Raw genomic sequence first — 18,129 nt, forward strand, 5'->3', positions numbered from 1 at the left:
CACATCTTGTGTCAACCTATGATGGACAATATCAACGACTTTATGTGAATGGCACAGAGGTCGCCAAGAGCGCGCAGAATGGTCTGATTCAACAAGGCGGGGTGTTGCGCATCGGTGGCAACAGCGTTTGGGGTGAGTATTTCCAAGGCTATATCGATGAGGTGCGCATTTACAATAGAGCCTTGACCGCAACGGAAGTTAACAACAACTTAAAGACCGCAGTTAGTTCGACTACGGCTACATCTACATCTACGGGTACCAGTAATACCGGCTTGGTAGCGGCTTACGGCTTTGAGGAAACCAGTGGTACGACCGTTAACGACGCTTCAGGTAATAGTAACCTTGGCGCTATTAGTAATGCCGTTAGAATAACCAACGGTCATAGTGGCAATGCCCTGCAATTTAACGGTACAAATGCCTGGGTCACAGTCCAAGACAGCGCATCACTGGATCTTTCAACCAGCATGACCCTTGAGGCATGGGTATACCCGCAGTCCCTGGCAAACAACGGAACTGTACTCTTTAAGGAACAATCCGGGGGTGCGGTCTACAACCTCTATGCCTATGAGAACGCCGGTGCACCTGTTTCTTCTTTCAATGATGGAACTTATCGTGTCATATCAGGTCCCAACCAATTACCGGTAAATCAGTGGACACATCTTGTGTCAACCTATGATGGACAATATCAACGACTTTATGTGAATGGCACAGAGGTCGCCAAGAGCGCGCAGAATGGTCTGATTCAACAAGGCGGGGTGTTGCGCATCGGTGGCAACAGCGTTTGGGGTGAGTATTTCCAAGGCTATATCGATGAGGTGCGCATTTACAATAGAGCCTTGACCGCAACGGAAGTTAACAACAACTTAAAGACCGCAGTTAGTTCGACTACGGCTACATCTACATCTACGGGTACCAGTAATACCGGCTTGGTAGCGGCTTACGGCTTTGAGGAAACCAGTGGTACGACCGTTAACGACGCTTCAGGTAATAGTAACCTTGGCGCTATTAGTAATGCCGTTAGAATAACCAACGGTCATAGTGGCAATGCCCTGCAATTTAATGGTACAAATGCCTGGGTCACAGTCCAAGACAGCGCATCACTGGATCTTTCAACCAGCATGACCCTTGAGGCATGGGTATACCCGCAGTCCCTGGCAAACAACGGAACTGTACTCTTTAAGGAACAATCCGGGGGTGCGGTCTACAACCTCTATGCCTATGAGAACGCCGGTGCACCTGTTTCTTCTTTCAATGATGGAACTTATCGTGTCATATCAGGTCCCAACCAATTACCGGTAAATCAGTGGACACATCTTGTGTCAACCTATGATGGACAATATCAACGACTTTATGTGAATGGCACAGAGGTCGCCAAGAGCGCGCAGAATGGTCTGATTCAACAAGGCGGGGTGTTGCGCATCGGTGGCAACAGCGTTTGGGGTGAGTATTTCCATGGCTATATCGATGAGGTGCGCATTTACAATAGAGCCTTGACCGCAACGGAAGTCGCTTACAACTTAAAGACTGCAATCAGTGTTTCAAATCCGCAGTAGTTTGTTATTGGCGACAAGACCAACGAGCCTTGGGTTGATTACAAACCTCAGGGTACAAGGGGCTTCTTATACTCGATGTTCAAGTTTTTAATTGTTGATTTTTAAGAATCCTGCCAAATCAGGCTTTACAGCCATAAGTGCTATGATTTGACGCCTGAATACATTGACGAAAGAGCCTTGATTTATCTGGGCTCGTCTCAGTCACGCTAAAAAAACTTGAACATCGAGTTATAGGTTATATGGATATCAAACCAATGCGTCAGTCTATGAGGAAGGGCAATGATGGATCACTGATCGCTTAAACGGCATACCGACGGGGCTGGCATCGCATTGGGCGAGGCCTGCTCCATCCCGTCGGTTACTCCAGTCTGTGAGTGTTAACTAAAACCGAACACTTTCTTAAGCAGTCTTCTTATAGAATTCCCGCTCAAATTCCAGCGGGGATTGGTAGCTTAATTTTGAGTGTGCATGCTTGCCATTAGACATCTTTCCTAAATAGTTGGCATAGGACTAATTGTAACGGCTCGCGTTTGAAATCGGTTGGGTTCGCATTTAACGCAGTTTTGCGCTCAAATTAATTGCAAATGAAAATGTAGCCCGGCTCACATTATCTGCAAATGAGCTTGCATTTATCAGTGCCGGCTCGCATCCCATTGTAGCGGGCTCACTTTAATTGCAAATGAAAGCCTGGCTGGCTAGAAATCGGCGTGCAAAAGTTACCACTTTCAGCATCAATTTTTACCAGTCCCTATAAAATAAACCTTAAAAAACAATCTTCTAATAATTTTCATGGTCAATTATGGCTCTGTTTACTGGTAAATATTGGACGCTGATTGACATATAAGTGTGGTCTGTTGTGCCAAAAATCAAGATTTTTGGCACAACAGCCGATTATGTTGACGCTTGTTGAAATTTTACCATTTAGAGCAAGTTGTATTTACAATCGCGTAGATACATATATTTTGGCACAATAAAACAATAAATTATTCCAATTTATAACTTATCACTTTATATTAAAAATCATGGTGGTCTTCTAAACAAATATTGACACTGTAATAGCATTGTTTTTTTATGTAAAACTAGGGGTAAATTTTAATGAATGACTATGAAGAAGATAAAGCTACAAAAACATCGAAAACCAACATGAATTCAGGTATAGCCTCTGGTGGCAGTGTTCAACACAGTGGAAATCACACACAAAAAGTCATAGTACATAGCTCTTCAGGAACTAGCATTTTCATATCAATTATTATTCCAATTGTCGCTGCCGTCTCAGGAGCATACGCGACATATAATTTTAATCTTCTGAATGCGCCAGAGAAAACTGTTATTGGATCAAATACCTTGCTTGGGCAAGTTAAGGATTTGCAAAAAATTGTTATGTCTTTCAACCCTTCACCTGAGATTTCAAAACGCTTAGTCGAAATCGAACAACAAGCACAGGCAATCCAGGCGAACGTTTCTCGCCTGCAAAGAAGTGACGGTTTAGCATCTGGTGAGGTTGATTTCTGGTTGGATGCTAATTCTGCTGTAATGCTCGGAAATACTACTCCATTCAGCGTCACCTCAGGTACAAGCAATTCGATTACCTATGAGTTAGACGGGAAAGCGGGCGGAGTCTATTTGCCACCAGCAGGAAAGCTCGAATTCAAAACTGATACAGGAAAGAACTGCTTCTTAAACTACATGGGAAAATCCCCAAAAGCAGAAATTTACGGATTCAAGATCATTTGCCCAGCCTAATACCGTATAGCATCGGCATTAACCAACCCAGTGAAGTACATCTAACCTTAGCCGTATTTTATGGTTTCATTTTTAGAGAAATTTATTAGTCTTACAATGCATTGATTTTATGCTGTTTGATATTGTCTAAAAAACCTTCGTTTTTTAGACAATATCAAACCCTGGTGTAATTCTTGGTAAAACCTTTGAAATTTGCTGTGATGCTAAAGATTAACCATCGATCTCAATCGCCACCTAGAACCGGAACACCTCCTCGTTTCTTTACCTGAAATTAATTATTTGGTTAGCAATAAAAGCCGCTATTTTCTCTGAGGCTTATCTATCTCACCATCATGCGCAAATTGAATGTATGCAGCATATCAATCTGTCTTTGCTAAAGAGATATCTTATTAGGTTGGTAGATGGAGCTAAAGATATAATAAACATATCTGACACGAGTTTGGATAACAACCACCCATCTGTGCTGCTGGCACACAGAAATTTTTCACAATTAATGGCATAGGTTCCGGATGTTTTCATTTATTATGACAAAACAATATTCTCGCGTGACACTAAAGTTGAAAAAGAAGTTATTTTTCAATGGTCATCATTTCACTAATTATGCCATCTAACAGGAAGCGCTGAATAAACCTTTTTGTTCATGGTTCGACAAGGCTGATTGTAGGAAGCCCCGAAGGGCTCACCACGACGGAGTCCGTTACCGTCCATCCTGAGCTTATCGAAGGATTAAATCAGCGCTTCCTTAGAAAACAACCTCAAGATAACAATGGAGCCAAAACCAATCAACGCGATCAGGAATTAGCAGCTTAGTTTTCTAAATAATGCTTTGAATAATGGAATCAAATGAACCACGCCGCGCACAATAAACTTGTCTCATTCATATGGTCTATCGCCGACGATTGCCTGCGCGATGTCTATGTCCGCGGCAAATACCGCGATGTGATTCTGCCTATGGTTGTTTTGCGCCGCCTGGATACCTTGTTGGAACCCAGCAAAGCCAAAGTACTGGAAGAACTCGCTTTCCAGAGAAACGATATGGGTCTGACCGAATTGGACGATAACGGCCTGAAAGATGCCTCCGGTTATGTTTTTTACAACACCAGCAAATGGACGCTCAACCAGCTGTTCAAAACCGCCACGAATAACCAGCAAATCCTGTTGGCCAATGTCGAAGAATACCTGAACGGCTACAGCGCCAACGTCAAAGAGATTATCGACAAATTCAACCTCAAAGCCCAAGTGCGCCATATGGCCGGCAAGGATGTCTTGCTGGATGTGCTGGAAAAGTTTACCTCGCCGAACATCAATCTCACACCGCATGAAGTGGAAGACCCGGACGGCAACCGCCTGCCTGCGCTTACCAATTTGGGCATGGGTTATGTGTTTGAAGAGCTGATCCGCAAATTCAACGAAGACAACAACGAAGAGGCTGGCGAACACTTCACGCCCCGCGAAGTGATCGAGCTGATGACCCATCTGATTTTCGATCCGGTTAAAGATAAGATACCCCCGGTCATGACTATCTACGATCCGGCCTGTGGTTCCGGCGGCATGCTGACCGAATCGCAAAACTTCATCAAGGATGAGGAAGGCGCTATTCGTGCAACCGGAGATGTTTATCTGTACGGCAAAGAAATCAACGACGAGACCTACGCCATCTGTAAATCCGACATGATGATCAAAGGCAACAACCCGTCCAACATCCGGGTCGGCTCCACGCTGTCTACCGATGAATTTGCCGGAACCCGCTTCGATTTCATGCTATCCAATCCGCCTTATGGCAAAAGCTGGGCCAGCGAGCAGAAATACATCAAAGACGGCGCCGACGTGATCGACCCGCGCTTTCGGGTGACGCTGAAAGATTATTGGGGAAATCCGGAAACCGTAGACGCCACTCCGCGTTCCAGCGACGGCCAGCTGTTGTTCCTGATGGAAATGGTCAGCAAGATGAAAAGCTTGGATAACAGCCCGTACGGTTCGCGCATCGCCTCGGTACATAACGGCTCCAGCCTGTTCACCGGAGATGCTGGCGGCGGCGAAAGCAACATCCGCCGCCATATTATCGAAAATGATCTGCTCGAAGCGATCATCCAGTTACCGAATAATCTGTTTTATAACACCGGGATCACCACCTATATCTGGCTGCTGTCCAACAATAAAGCGCAGCCACGCAAGGGCAAAGTCCAACTGATCGATGCCAGTCAGCTTTATCGCAAGCTGCGCAAAAACCTAGGCAACAAAAACTGCGAGTTCGCCTACGAACATATCCGGGAAATCGTCACCGCTTACTTGCAATTGGCAACCAAGGAACGCCAAGCCGATGATGCCGGTATTGCGGCGCAGGTGTTCGACAACAGCGATTTTGGCTACTACAAGGTCAACATCGAGCGGCCCGATCGCCGCAAGGCCCAGTTTAGCAACGAGCGCATCGAAACCCTGCGTTTCGACAAATCCTTACGCGAGCCGATGCAGTGGATTTACAGCCAATGGGGCGAGGCTGTTTATCAGCCCGGTACTTTGGATGAGCGGGAAAAGGCTATTCTCGTCTGGTGCGATGAGAATGAGTTAAACCTGAACACCAAAAACCGCCAAAAACTGCTCAGCCCGAATACCTGGAAAAAACAGCTGGATCTGGTGCAGGCTGCAAAGGCATTGATGGCCGCGATAGGCGAAGCCGAGTCCAGCGATTTCAATCAGTTCAAGGGACAGGTGGACGAAGCATTAAAGGCACAGGGCATCAAATTGAGCGCCGGCGACAAAAAAGCCATCCTCAACGCCGTCAGCTGGTACGACGAGACTGCCGAAAAAGTTATCGCGCAAAAACTTAAACTCGGTGGCGACAAACTCGACCAGCTGTTGCATCACCTGGATTGCACCGAACAGGATCTGCCGGATTACGGCTATTATTCGACCGATAAAAAAGGCGAGTACCTGAGCTACGAAACCAACACCGATCTACGCGATAGCGAATCGATACCACTAAAAGGTGATATCCGCAGTTATTTCCTGGCGGAGGTCAAACCGCATGTTGCCGAAGCCTGGATCAATCTCGACTCCACCAAAATCGGCTACGAGATCAGTTTCAATAAATACTTCTACCGCCACAAGCCGTTGCGCAGCATGAAAGAAGTGGCCAGTGACATTATCGCCCTGGAACGGCGGGCGGAAGGCTTGATTGCCGATATTCTAGGCATTGATGTGAGCCAGATATAGGTGCCGAGCATGCAAGATTTTGAGCAATTAAAACCCTTAAGCCTCAATTCGGCGCTTAGCGAAGAAGTCGCACCGCTTTTTACTCATATCGCCGCCGTTATCCAACAAGCCCGCCAGCAGGTTCGGCAGGCGGTTAATAGCGCGATGGTGCAAAGCTACTGGCAGATCGGCCGACTGATCGTCGAACACGAACAACAGGGCCAAGCCCGCGCCGCTTACGGCAAACAACAATTGCAGATGCTCTCGGAGCAATTGACGGCGGAATTCGGCAAAGGCTTTGATGCCAGCAATTTGCGTAATATGCGCAGCTTTTACCTCTGTTTTCCAAATTGTGACGCACTGCGTCACAATTTGAGTTGGACGCACTATAGAAAATTGATTCGCATCGAAAACCCAGTCGCCAGAGACTGGTATCAACGGGAAGCAGCCGAACAGCATTGGAGCGCCAGAGCACTGGAACGGCAAATCGACAAACTCTATTATGAACGATTATTGTCCAGTCAGGACAAGGCGCCGATTCGGGCCGAAGCGGAACAAAACATTGCCTCATTACTACAGCAGGAACAACTGCGGCCGCACGACGTGTTGCGCGATCCCTATATCCTGGACTTTCTTAACCTGCCCAGCCAACAGCTTTTGGAATCCGACCTGGAGCAAGGGCTGCTCGACAACCTGCAAGCGTTCTTGCTGGAACTGGGCAAAGGTTTCGCGTTCGTCGCCCGGCAACAGCGCATCCGCACCGAAGACCAGGACTTTTACATCGATCTGGTGTTTTACCATTTCAAACTGAAATGCTTTCTACTGATCGACCTGAAACTGGGCAAACTGACGCATCAGGACGTCGGCCAGATGGACAGCTACGTGCGCATTTTCGACCGGCAGCAACGGGCCGCAGACGATACCCCCACCATCGGCCTGATCCTGTGCAGCCGGAAAAGCGAAGCGGTGGTGAAATACTCGGTACCGACCGACAGCGAACAGCTGTTCGCTGCCAAATACCTGCCTTATCTGCCGAGCGAAGCCGAACTGAAACGCGAACTGGAGATGGAACGGATTAAAGTGCAGGCGCAATTGCTGAATAAAACGGATGGGGTGGGCGATGATTGAGCAATTGGCGGCGATGCCGAAATATGAAATATATAAGGATTCTGGCGTGGAATGGCTGGGGGAGATTCCGGAGCATTGGGAGATCAAAAGATTAAAATTTATCATTGCTGAACACTCTGGTAATGGATTTCCTGTAGAGGAGCAGGGAAAGCACACTGGTGAGTTGCCGTTTTATAAAGTGAGCGATATTGGTGGTGACAGCATGTATATCAGTCATGCATCAAACTACGTGAACTTCAAAACAGCAAAAAAACTGAAGTGGAATTTGATACCTTCTGGCTCACTAATCACTGCTAAGATAGGTGAAGCCCTTAGAAAAAACCATAGGAAAATATCAACTTCTAGTTCAATAATTGATAATAACTGTATAGCTTTCGAAGCTGTAAGCATTGGTGTAGTGTTTAACTACTATTTACATAAAGTAATTGATTTTGATTGGTTTACGAATCCAGGAGCTGTTCCTTGTATTTCTGTACCAAAGTACAAATCTTTTCACATTCCACTTCCCGCTTTTACCGAACAAACCGCCATAGCCGCCTTTCTGGATCGCAAAACCGCGCAGCTTGACCAGGCCGTAGCGATTAAGGAAAAACAGATCACCCTGTTCAAAGAACACAAACAAATCCTGATTCAAAACGCCGTCACCCGCAGTCTTAACCCAGACGCTCCGATGCGCGACTCCGGCGTGGAGTGGCTTGGTAAGATACCGGCGCATTGGGCTATATTGGCAAATCGCGTTATATTTAGAGAAAGAGTCGAACCCGGTGAGGACGGTTTGCCTTTATTATCTGTTTCGATTCACACGGCTGTTTCATCGGAAGAAATATCTGAAGATGAAAACATTCGTGGACGGATTAAAATTGAAGACAAGACCAAATACAGTTTGGTGCAGATTGGCGATATAGCCTTCAATATGATGCGTGCTTGGCAGGGAGCGATTGGCGCTGTGAAAATCAAAGGAATGGTAAGTCCCGCATATATCGTTGCCGTGCCGAATGAAAAAATAGTCTCTTCCTATTTCGAATATCAATATCGATGTCCTGAATTTATTCAACAAATGGATAGATATTCAAAAGGAATTACCGATTTCCGAAAAAGATTGTATTGGAACGAATTTAAGCAATTGGTGACAGTAGTTCCTCCTGTCGAAGAACAAACCGCCATCGTCACCCACATCGAAACCGAATCCGCCAAAATCGACCAAGCCATTTCGATACAACAACAGCAAATCGACAAACTGAAAGAATACAAAGCCACCCTGATCAACAGCGCCGTGACCGGCAAGATCAAAGTGGCGTAAGGAGAGAGCATGGCCAGCCAAACCAACGAACAAGCCCTGGAAATCGCAATCGAAAAACATCTGACCGGCACCTGCCTGGAAGCGCAAAAGGCCATTGCAGAAGGTGGTGATCTGCCATTCAGCCAGAATCACGGCTACCAGCTCGGCTTGCCGCAGGACTTCAACGCCCGTTATGCGCTCGACAGCAAACGGTTCTGGGATTTTCTGGAGCAGACCCAACACGAAGAACTGGAAAAGCTGCAAAAACACGGCGGCGATTGGCAGCTGAAGGTGCTGGAACGCTTCGACCGGCTGGTCAAAAAATACGGCCTGCTGCATTTGCTGAAAAAGGGCCTGAATGTAGATGACGCGAACCTGCAATTGATGTATCCGGCGCCGCTGGCCAGCAGTTCGGACAAGATCAAACAGAACTTTGCCGAAAACATCTTCAGCAGCACCCGGCAAGTGCGCTATTCGCTGGCCAATACGTTGGAAGAAATCGACCTGGTGCTGTTCATCAACGGCCTGCCGTTCGCCACGCTGGAGCTGAAAAATCCCTGGACAGGACAAACCGCCCGCTACCACGGCCAGAAACAGTACCGCGACGACCGCGACATTAACCAGCCCTTGCTGCAATTCGGCCGCTGCCTGGTGCATATGGCGGTGGATACCGATGAGGTCTATATGACCACCAAGCTGGAGGGTAAAAGCACGTTCTTTTTACCGTTCAATAAGGGACAGAACTTCGGCGCAGGTAACCCGACCAATTCGGAGGGCCATAAAACCGCTTACCTGTGGCAAGAGATATTCAGTAGAGCCAGCGTTGCCAACATCATCCAGCATTTCGTCCGGCTCGACGGCAGCAGTAAAGAGCCGCTGCCCAAGCGCGCGCTGTTTTTTCCGCGTTATCATCAATTGGATGTCGTGCGCAGGCTGGTAGAGCATGCCGCTAAAAACGGGGTGGGGCAAACCTATTTGATTCAGCATTCGGCCGGTTCGGGTAAATCCAACTCCATCACCTGGGCGGCCTATCAGCTGATCGAAACCTATCCGGCCAGCCTTGATACGCCGGGGACTACTGATTTGGAAAAGCCGTTGTTCGATTCGGTGATTGTCGTCACCGACCGCCGCTTGCTGGACAAGCAGTTGCGCGAGAACATCAAGGAGTTTTCCGAAGTCAAAAACATCATTGCCCCGGCGTTCAAATCCTCGGAACTGAAAAGCGCCCTGGAGCAGGGCAAGAAGATTATCATCACCACCATTCAGAAATTCCCTTTCATCATCGACGGCATTGCCGATCTGAGCGACAAGCGCTTTGCGGTGATCATCGACGAGGCGCACAGTTCCCAAAGCGGTGACGCGCACGACAACATGAATAAGGCGATGGGCAAAACCAAGAATGGCGAGGAAGAAGGTTTGGACGCCCAGGATAAAATCCTGCAAGCCATGCAATCCCGCAAGATGCGCGGTAACGCTTCTTATCTGGCCTTTACCGCAACGCCCAAAAACACCACGCTGGAGAAATTCGGCTGCAAACAGCCGGACGGCAGCTTCGAGCCGTTCCATCTGTATTCGATGAAACAGGCCATCGAGGAAGGTTTCATCCTCGACGTGCTGGCCAATTACACCACTTATAAAAGCTACTACGAGATTCAAAAATCGATTGCCGAGAATCCGCTGTTCGACAGTAGCAAAGCCCAGAAAAAACTGCGCGCTTATGTGGAACGCCATCAGCAGACCATCAACATTAAAGCGGAAATCATCCTCGATCATTTTATTCCGCAGGTGGTGAACAGCAAAAAGCTCAAAGGCAAAGCCAAGGGCATGGTGATCACCCAGAACATCGAAACTGCGATCCGTTATTATCTAGCCATAACCCGTTTGCTGGATGAACGCGGCAAGCCGTTCAAGGCGCTTATTGCGTTTTCAGGGGTCAAGGAGGTTGACGGAATCGAGTACAGCGAAGCCCAGATAAACGGCTTTGCCGAAAACGATACCCGCGATTATTTCGATACGGACGAGTACCGCTTGCTGATTGTGGCCAACAAATACCTGACCGGGTTCGACCAGCCCAAACTTTGTGCGATGTATGTCGATAAAAAGCTGCAATGGGTGCTGGCAGTGCAGGCGCTGTCCCGCCTGAATCGCGCTGCGCCGAAGTGGGGCAAAAAGACCGAAGACCTGTTCATCCTCGATTTCTTTAATGCGGTGGACGATATTAAAACGGCCTTCGATCCTTTTTATACCGCAACCCGTTTATCGGAAGCCACGGATATTAACGTACTGCACGAACTGAAAGACGCGTTGGACGATGTCGGAGTTTATGAATGGCATGAGGTCGAGCAGTTCGTCAAACTGTACTTTGACAATGCCGACGCCCAGCAACTGAGTCCGATCATCGACACGGCGGCAGCCCGTTTTAACTATGAATTGGAGCTGGAGGACAACGACAAAGTCGATTTCAAGATCAAGGCTAAACAGTTCGTCAAAATCTACGGACAAATGGCTTCGATCATGCCGTATGAAATTGCCGTCTGGGAAAAGCTGTTTTGGTTCCTGAAATTCCTGATTCCCAAACTGATCGTTAAAGACCCGGATGCGGATCAGATCGACGAATTGTTGAATTCGGTCGATTTGTCGTCATACGGCCTGGAGCGCGTCAAACTCAATCACAGCATCGGTTTGGATGACAGCGAAACCGAACTGGAACCGCAAAATCCTAATCCTCGCGGCGCTCATGGCGGTGAAGAAGAGCACGATCAGCTGGACGAGATTATCCGCAGTTTCAATGAGCGCTGGTTTCAGGGCTGGGGAGCGACTCCCGAAGAGCAGCGTATCAAATTCATCAATATTGCCGACGGCATCAAGGCCCATCCGGATTTCGAAGAAAAGTACCAAAACAATCCGGATGTGCATAACCGGGATTTGGCGTTCGAGAAGATATTCGAAGATGTGATATTGAAAAATCGGCGCAATGAACTGGATCTGTATAAGTTGTTAGCCAATGATGCAGCCTTTAAAGCAGCCATGCAGCAGAGTTTAAGACGCATGGTGGGGTACTAAAGTTGTTCGCCCTGGATTAATGATTCCATGATCAAGTGGGTAAGTATTCGCCGACTTTAGTGGGGGTGGCGATGCTTTGCCAGGTGATCATTAAGCGCAATAGACAAAACATGCTAGTCTGCCGGATGTGCCTAAAGATACAATAAGGCAAATACTATACGAGCTTGGATAACAACTCCGCATTACACTAAAGTTGAAAAAGGGCTTACCCATCATAATCACCATTTCAATAAATTATTCATCCGACAATTATGCTGAATTTTCCACAAATTGATCCCATCGCTTTAAGTCTAGGGCCGGTAAAAATTCACTGGTACGGCCTTATGTACCTGATCGGTTTTGCTGCCGTGTGGTTTTTGGGGCAAAAACGCGCCGAGCAACCTTGGTCGCCGATCAAACCGGAAGCCATAGAAGACTTGGTTACTTACGGTGCGTTCGGCGTAATCCTGGGCGGCAGGATCGGTTATATCCTGTTTTATAATTTTGAAGGATTCCTCAGTAATCCGCTTATCCTGTTTAAAATATGGCAGGGCGGCATGTCCTTTCACGGCGGCATGTTGGGCGTGTTTATCGCGATGTGGTTGTTCGCCAAAAAGCAGCAATGCAGCATGCTGCAATTGACCGATATTATCGCGCCGCTGGCGCCTATCGGTTTAGGCGCAGGGCGTATTGGCAACTTTATCAATTCCGAATTGTGGGGCAGACCCACCGATGTGCCATGGGCCATGATCTTTCCTACCGGCGGTCCTCTAGCCCGTCATCCTTCTCAATTGTATGAAGCCTTTTTAGAGGGCGTCGTGTTGTTTGCCATACTCTGGGTTTATTCCAGCAAACCAAGACCAGTTATGGCTACGACCGGTATGGCATTGTTTTTTTACGGTTGCTTCAGGTTTTTTGTCGAATTTTTCAGAATGCCGGACGTGCAATTAGGCTATTTGGCCTTGGACTGGGTGACGATGGGACAGATACTGTCAACACCGATGATAATAATCGGCGCTGCGTTATTTTATTTTGCCCATACGACTGCAAGGAAGCAGGAGTCGGAGTAATGCAGGAGCAATTACCGAGAAAAACCGCATGAAGCCGTATCTACAATTACTGGATAATATTATTCAACAAGGCAGCCCAAAAGGCGACAGAACCGGTAGCGGCACGTTGTCCATTTTCGGGCATCAGATGCGGTTTCCGCTGGCGGAAGGCTTTCCATTGGTTACGACCAAGAAAATACATTTAAAATCAATAATTTATGAATTAATTTGGTTTTTAAAAGGCGAGACCAACCTGAGTTTTTTGCATCAGTATAATGTCAACATCTGGAACGAATGGGCGGATCAAAACGGCGAGTTAGGACCCGTCTACGGCCATCAATGGCGTTCATGGCCGACACCCGACGGTCGGCATATCGACCAGATTCAGCAAGTTATCGAACAACTTAAAAACACCCCCAACAGTCGCCGGATTATCGTTTCCGCCTGGAATGTGGCGGATCTGCCCGATGAAAGCATCAGTCCGCAACAGAATGTGGCGCTAGGAAAAATGGCGCTGGCTCCCTGTCATGCGTTTTTTCAGTTCTATGTGGCCGATGGCAAGTTGTCTTGTCAGCTCTATCAGCGCAGTTGCGACACGTTTTTGGGTTTGCCGTTCAATATAGCCAGTTATGCATTATTGACGCACATGGTCGCTCAGCAGTGCGATTTGGAAGTCGGCGATTTTGTCTGGACCGGCGGCGATGTGCATCTTTACCTGAATCATCAGCAGCAGGCTAACCTGCAACTAACTCGCAAGCCTTACGCGCTGCCGACATTAAGAATAAAACGCAGGCCGGAATCGATATTCGATTACCAATATGAAGATTTTGAAGTCATTGATTATCAGGCACACGAACATATCAAGGCGCCGATTTCTGTTTAACGATTTAGCGATCAAGACCGAAAACAGCACTTTTCTTTTTTTAAGCAAAATGAACCCTCACACATGAATATTCAATACAAAGCGCACCCTTGGCACGGCATTAGTCCGGGCGACCATACGCCGGACATCGTCACGGCCTTTATCGAAATTGTCCCGTCGGATACCGTTAAATATGAAATCGATAAAGAAACCGGGTATCTGAAAATCGATCGTCCGCAAAAGTTTTCCAACACGGTGCCGACGCTTTACGGCTTTATTCCGCAAACCTATTGTGCAGACAGGGTTGCCGAATTTGCCGCATTAAAATCAGGCAAACTTGTTGCGAAAGGCGATGGAGACCCGCTGGACATTTGCGTTTTGAGCGAGCGAAGTGTGACGCATGGCGACATTCTTTTACAGGCGATACCGATCGGCGGTTTTCGTTTGCTGGATGGAGGCGAAGCCGACGACAAGATTATTGCCGTCATGAAAGGTGACGAGTTCTATCGGCAATGGAATGACGTGTCAGACTGCCCCGAGTCGTATATCAACCGCCTGAAACATTATTTCCTGACTTATAAACAGCTGCCGAGCGAAAAGAGTTCCTGCGAAATAACCAATGTTTATGGGCGGGAAGAAGCGCATGAAGTGATCAGGCGAGCCATGGAAGATTATCAAAGTCGTTTTATTGCCGAATAACGACTGCACGGGCAGCGTAGGGGTGTGCAGAAACACGAAGAGTTCGAAGATGAAACATAAAACTTCGCGCTCTTCGCAGTGCAAATCCTTTGGTTGGCATTCAGTGTAATTAAAGATGTTCCCCGGCAATATCCTCGACCATAAAATCCATTATTTCCTGCTTGTCGTCAAAATTCCCATAAGCCAGCAGCAGTTTTACATAGGCCGCTTCAATCGACACATCCCAGATTATTTTAGCGCCTTGTTCGATTAAGGCTTGAGTGCTTTGGTAGGCATCGGCCGATTTAATCGCCGGAGCCAGATAAACGGTGATTCCTTGTTTTTCGCAGCGTTTCATAAATTCAATTAACGAATAGTTTTCGCCCCATTGCGGCGATGCATACGCGGTACCGGAGTGATATAAATCATGTAAAACGGCATCGACATGGTCCAGGTTAAACCGCGCGTAATCCAGTCCGGGATAGGGCTTTATCATTAAGATGCGGTCTGAAAAATAGGCTTTTAACGGGATGCGCCGGGGCGGCGTTTGTTGCGCAGGTGGATTCAATAATGAAAACTGTCGGTTTTCGAATTGCATGTAACTCTTGCCCTGAACGCTGAAAAAATCGCCGCTTAACTGTAAAGAGCAGGCCAATCGGGTGCCTTGATGCAGTTGCGTAATTTGTTGGTGGTTTCGATAGGGTACAAAAACCCCAGTCTCGATTTTTTGCAGGATAAACTCGACCGCGCAGATAAAGTTTTCCAGTCCGTTGGCCTTTGGATTTTCCAGCGGATAATCGCTGGAAACCAGCAGCATCGGAATCTTGGCGGCATTAAAATAAAAGCTCAACGCGCAAGCGGTATAAGCCAGGGTATCGGTGCCATGGGTAATGATGATGCCGTCATATTGATCGGGCCGGGCGGCTTCTATGGCTGCAATGAGGGTTTTCCAGGCGCCGGGCGCCAGGTTCTCGCTTAAGATCTGTAGGGGCTGGATGGTGTCGAAATGGATTTGCCGGTGATTTTCATCATGCTGTTGAAACTGCCGGATCAATTCGAACGATGTGCTGTCGGATGTATTGATGGTGCCGCCAGTTGCAATAGAGCCGATAGTTCCCCCGGTAAATACAACCAGTATATTTTTCATAGTATGATGCTTGGGTAAAATTTAATTATTCAAAGAATACTGCATTAAAATGAAAATATCACTTATCGTCGCGATGGCGAGCAACCGGGCCATCGGCCTGAATAATCAGATGCCCTGGCATTTATCTGCCGACCTTAAAAAATTTAAAAAAATAACCATGGGCGCACCCATTTTGATGGGCCGAAAAACCTATGAGTCGATAGGCAGGCCGTTGCCGGGGCGCACCAATATCATTATCAGCAGGAATCCGTCATACAGCCAACCGGGCTGTCTGGTTTTTAACGATATTGACAAGGCGCTGGCAAGTTGCGGCGACAGCGATGAGATCTTTGTCATCGGCGGCTCGGATTTTTACAAGTCGATGCTGCCGGTTGCCGATACGCTCTACCTGACGCAAATACATCAGGATTTCCCCGGCGATACGTTTTTTCCCGAGATTGATGCAGATCAATGGACTGAGGTGGAACGGGAAGATGTTCAGGATGATCCCGATGTGTCGTTCAGCTACAGTTTTTTGAAGTTGGAAAAAGTTAAAAAGTAGAACGCGGATTCGACAGATAAAACAACGTAGGGCGCGCCCTACGTTGTTTTTAAAGGCAGCAACTTAACTCGCTACAGCGAGATAACTTTTATTGGGTTTTTTGGATTCAGGGCAATCAATGCTGAAACGCTGCACGGACTCACCGAGTTTTAATGCAGTTAATTGTCCGCCCCAAAGACAACCGGTATCAATCGCGTAACAGTTGGGTCCTTCGTAATATCCCAAGGCTGACCAGTGGCCGAAGATAATGCGCAGGTCTGCGTTTTTACGTTTAGGCGCTTCAAACCAGGGAACAAGACTTTTGGGTTGGGAGCCTAAAGGTCCGCTATTAACAAAATCCAGTCGACCGTTAACATCGCAATAACGCATTCGGGTAAAGCAATTGATGATGAAACGCAGCTTCTCAACACCTTTCAAGTTGGATGACCAGATATTGGGCTTGTTGCCGTACATTTGTTTCAAAAACGCCCGATAATCAGGACCTCTTAAGGCCTGTTCCGCCAGCAAAGCCATTTTTTGGGTCCTTTTAAAATCCCATTGAGGCGGAAGACCGGCATGAACCAGGCAGAAATCCTCGTTAAAATGAAACAGCGGCCGATGTCTCAGCCAATCGATTAACTCATCCCTATCCGGCGCTTCAAGTATCGGCAGCAGCGAGTCTTTTTTATTGGCTATTTTGGGCGCGCAGGATGCGGCCAACAAATGCAAATCATGATTGCCCAGCACCGTGATCGCAGAATCCCCCAGCGATTTGACAAAGCGTAGGGTTTCCAAAGACTTGGGGCCGCGATTGACCAGATCGCCGGCAAACCACAGTTGATCGGACTGTTCATTAAAAGAGATAGTATCGAGGAGTCTTAATAATTCATCAAAACAGCCTTGAATATCGCCGATAGCATAAATAGACATTTTTAATGCAGGGTTCTTGGGATGGATAAGGTAAACCGGGGGACGTCTGCGCTAAAATGATCGCCATCATCCGAATGCATAGTGTAGTCGCCCTGCATGGTGCCGACAGGAGTGGCTATCATCGCACCGCTGGTGTAACGAAAAGACTCGCCGGGTTTAAGATAAGGATGTTCGCCTATAACGCCATCGCCTCTGACTTCCTGAATTTTGCCATTGGAATCGGTAATCAGCCAATGACGCTGAAGCAGCTTTGCCGGTATTTCGCCGACGTTGGTGATAGTGATGGTGTAGGCAAAGACATAGCGATCCTCATCGGGAGAAGATTGCGCCTCTATGAAATGAGGCGTGGCTTCAACTATTATTTTGTTTTTTTCGTTCATTATTAGATCATATAGGTTATGTGTTGATTATTTCATCGTAACTTTTCATTAAACGCAAGTAACTATTCAGTATGAAATACAAAGACTGCTTTTTAATCCTGCTGTTGGCCTTATCCCAAGCGACTCAGGCAGAAGACGCCAAAGATTTATTTGCGGCGGCAATGATGGGCAAGATTGAAAGAACAGAGGCTTTGCTGGCACAAGGGATTGATGTTAACGGTAAAACAGCCAGCGGTCGCACCGCGCTGATGGCCGCGAGCTTCAACGGTAATGTACAGATTGTTAAGGCCCTGTTGGCGTATGGGGCCGATGTCAGCATCGCCGATAATTCAGGATCGACCGCATTAATGGATGCGCTGGTTTTCGGCAATGTAGACATCGTAAATTCCCTGATTACAGCCGGGGCCGATGTTAACGCACTGGATAAACAAAATGTGACGGTCATGGCCAGAGCCAAAAAAACCGCTCACGAAAAAATCATTAAAATTCTGGAAAAAGCCGGGGCAAAAGAAGAGGCGGAAGTGCCGATAGAAGAAGCGGCAGCAGCAGCCAAAGACGGCGCAGGCGGCAAACCGGCAGAAAAGCCGGATGCCAAACCACCGGTCAAAAAATAATTTAACTCAGGA

The 18,129-nt window shown here is 47.5% G+C and carries 14 protein-coding genes; 11 read left to right on the top strand and 3 right to left on the bottom strand.

Translation table 11 applies throughout. The features are described from left to right. The 9 genes from METTU_RS23630 to METTU_RS09610 form a co-directional block, all read left to right on the top strand. The coding region (locus METTU_RS23630; protein WP_169624883.1) for a LamG domain-containing protein at positions 1 to 1,553 on the top strand (1,553 nt) is incomplete at its 5' end. 1,095 nt (positions 1,554 to 2,648) lie between these two features. Further along, positions 2,649 to 3,296 (top strand): hypothetical protein, encoded by a 648-nt coding sequence (locus tag METTU_RS09575; RefSeq protein WP_006891251.1) that lies wholly within the window; start codon positions 2,649 to 2,651, stop codon positions 3,294 to 3,296. An 843-nt stretch (positions 3,297 to 4,139) separates the two neighbouring features. Beyond that, positions 4,140 to 6,509: a type I restriction-modification system subunit M gene (locus tag METTU_RS09580; RefSeq protein ID WP_006891252.1), complete on the top strand. Its 2,370-nt coding sequence runs from the start codon at positions 4,140 to 4,142 to the stop codon at positions 6,507 to 6,509. Positions 6,510 to 6,518: 9 nt separating this feature from the next. Further along, positions 6,519 to 7,616: a PDDEXK nuclease domain-containing protein gene (locus tag METTU_RS09585; protein WP_006891253.1), complete on the top strand. Its 1,098-nt coding sequence runs from the start codon at positions 6,519 to 6,521 to the stop codon at positions 7,614 to 7,616. After that, positions 7,609 to 8,916 carry a restriction endonuclease subunit S gene (locus METTU_RS09590; protein ID WP_006891254.1) on the top strand — a complete coding sequence of 436 codons (1,308 nt, stop codon included), beginning with the start codon at positions 7,609 to 7,611 and terminating at the stop codon, positions 8,914 to 8,916. The genes METTU_RS09585 and METTU_RS09590 overlap by 8 nt, the downstream gene beginning before the upstream one ends. 9 nt (positions 8,917 to 8,925) lie before the next feature. After that, on the top strand, positions 8,926 to 11,958 hold the full coding sequence (locus METTU_RS09595; protein ID WP_006891255.1) for a type I restriction endonuclease subunit R: 3,033 nt from the start codon (positions 8,926 to 8,928) through the stop codon (positions 11,956 to 11,958). Positions 11,959 to 12,209: 251 nt separating this feature from the next. Then, positions 12,210 to 13,007: a prolipoprotein diacylglyceryl transferase gene (lgt, locus tag METTU_RS09600; protein ID WP_006891256.1), complete on the top strand. Its 798-nt coding sequence runs from the start codon at positions 12,210 to 12,212 to the stop codon at positions 13,005 to 13,007. Positions 13,008 to 13,035: 28 nt separating this feature from the next. After that, on the top strand, positions 13,036 to 13,869 hold the full coding sequence (thyA, locus tag METTU_RS09605) for a thymidylate synthase (RefSeq protein WP_006891257.1): 834 nt from the start codon (positions 13,036 to 13,038) through the stop codon (positions 13,867 to 13,869). A 63-nt stretch (positions 13,870 to 13,932) separates the two neighbouring features. Continuing rightward, positions 13,933 to 14,547 carry an inorganic pyrophosphatase gene (locus METTU_RS09610; protein ID WP_006891258.1) on the top strand — a complete coding sequence of 205 codons (615 nt, stop codon included), beginning with the start codon at positions 13,933 to 13,935 and terminating at the stop codon, positions 14,545 to 14,547. 109 nt (positions 14,548 to 14,656) lie between these two features. Here METTU_RS09610 and METTU_RS09615 read toward each other — a convergent pair whose 3' ends face one another. Continuing rightward, entirely contained in the window at positions 14,657 to 15,673 is a 1,017-nt protein-coding gene (locus tag METTU_RS09615) for an asparaginase (protein ID WP_006891259.1), read from the bottom strand. 49 nt (positions 15,674 to 15,722) lie between these two features. On the opposite strand from METTU_RS09615, the gene folA reads away from it, so the two are divergent. Continuing rightward, the gene (gene folA / locus METTU_RS09620; RefSeq protein WP_006891260.1) at positions 15,723 to 16,214 is read left to right on the top strand and encodes a type 3 dihydrofolate reductase; all 492 of its coding nucleotides are present in this window, start codon (positions 15,723 to 15,725) and stop codon (positions 16,212 to 16,214) included. A 63-nt stretch (positions 16,215 to 16,277) separates the two neighbouring features. Here folA and METTU_RS09625 read toward each other — a convergent pair whose 3' ends face one another. Next, positions 16,278 to 17,123 (bottom strand): symmetrical bis(5'-nucleosyl)-tetraphosphatase, encoded by an 846-nt coding sequence (locus METTU_RS09625; protein ID WP_006891261.1) that lies wholly within the window; start codon positions 17,121 to 17,123, stop codon positions 16,278 to 16,280. Between the two features lie 2 nt (positions 17,124 to 17,125). Then, complete coding sequence (gene apaG / locus METTU_RS09630; RefSeq protein ID WP_006891262.1) at positions 17,126 to 17,503, bottom strand: Co2+/Mg2+ efflux facilitator ApaG/CorD; 378 nt, start codon at positions 17,501 to 17,503, stop codon at positions 17,126 to 17,128. A 71-nt stretch (positions 17,504 to 17,574) separates the two neighbouring features. On the opposite strand from apaG, the gene METTU_RS21750 reads away from it, so the two are divergent. Then, on the top strand, positions 17,575 to 18,117 hold the full coding sequence (locus METTU_RS21750) for an ankyrin repeat domain-containing protein (RefSeq protein ID WP_006891263.1): 543 nt from the start codon (positions 17,575 to 17,577) through the stop codon (positions 18,115 to 18,117). The last annotated feature ends 12 nt before the right edge of the window (positions 18,118 to 18,129 follow it).

The organism is Methylobacter tundripaludum SV96, assembly GCF_000190755.2.
In the GTDB taxonomy this organism is placed as follows: domain Bacteria; phylum Pseudomonadota; class Gammaproteobacteria; order Methylococcales; family Methylomonadaceae; genus Methylobacter_A; species Methylobacter_A tundripaludum.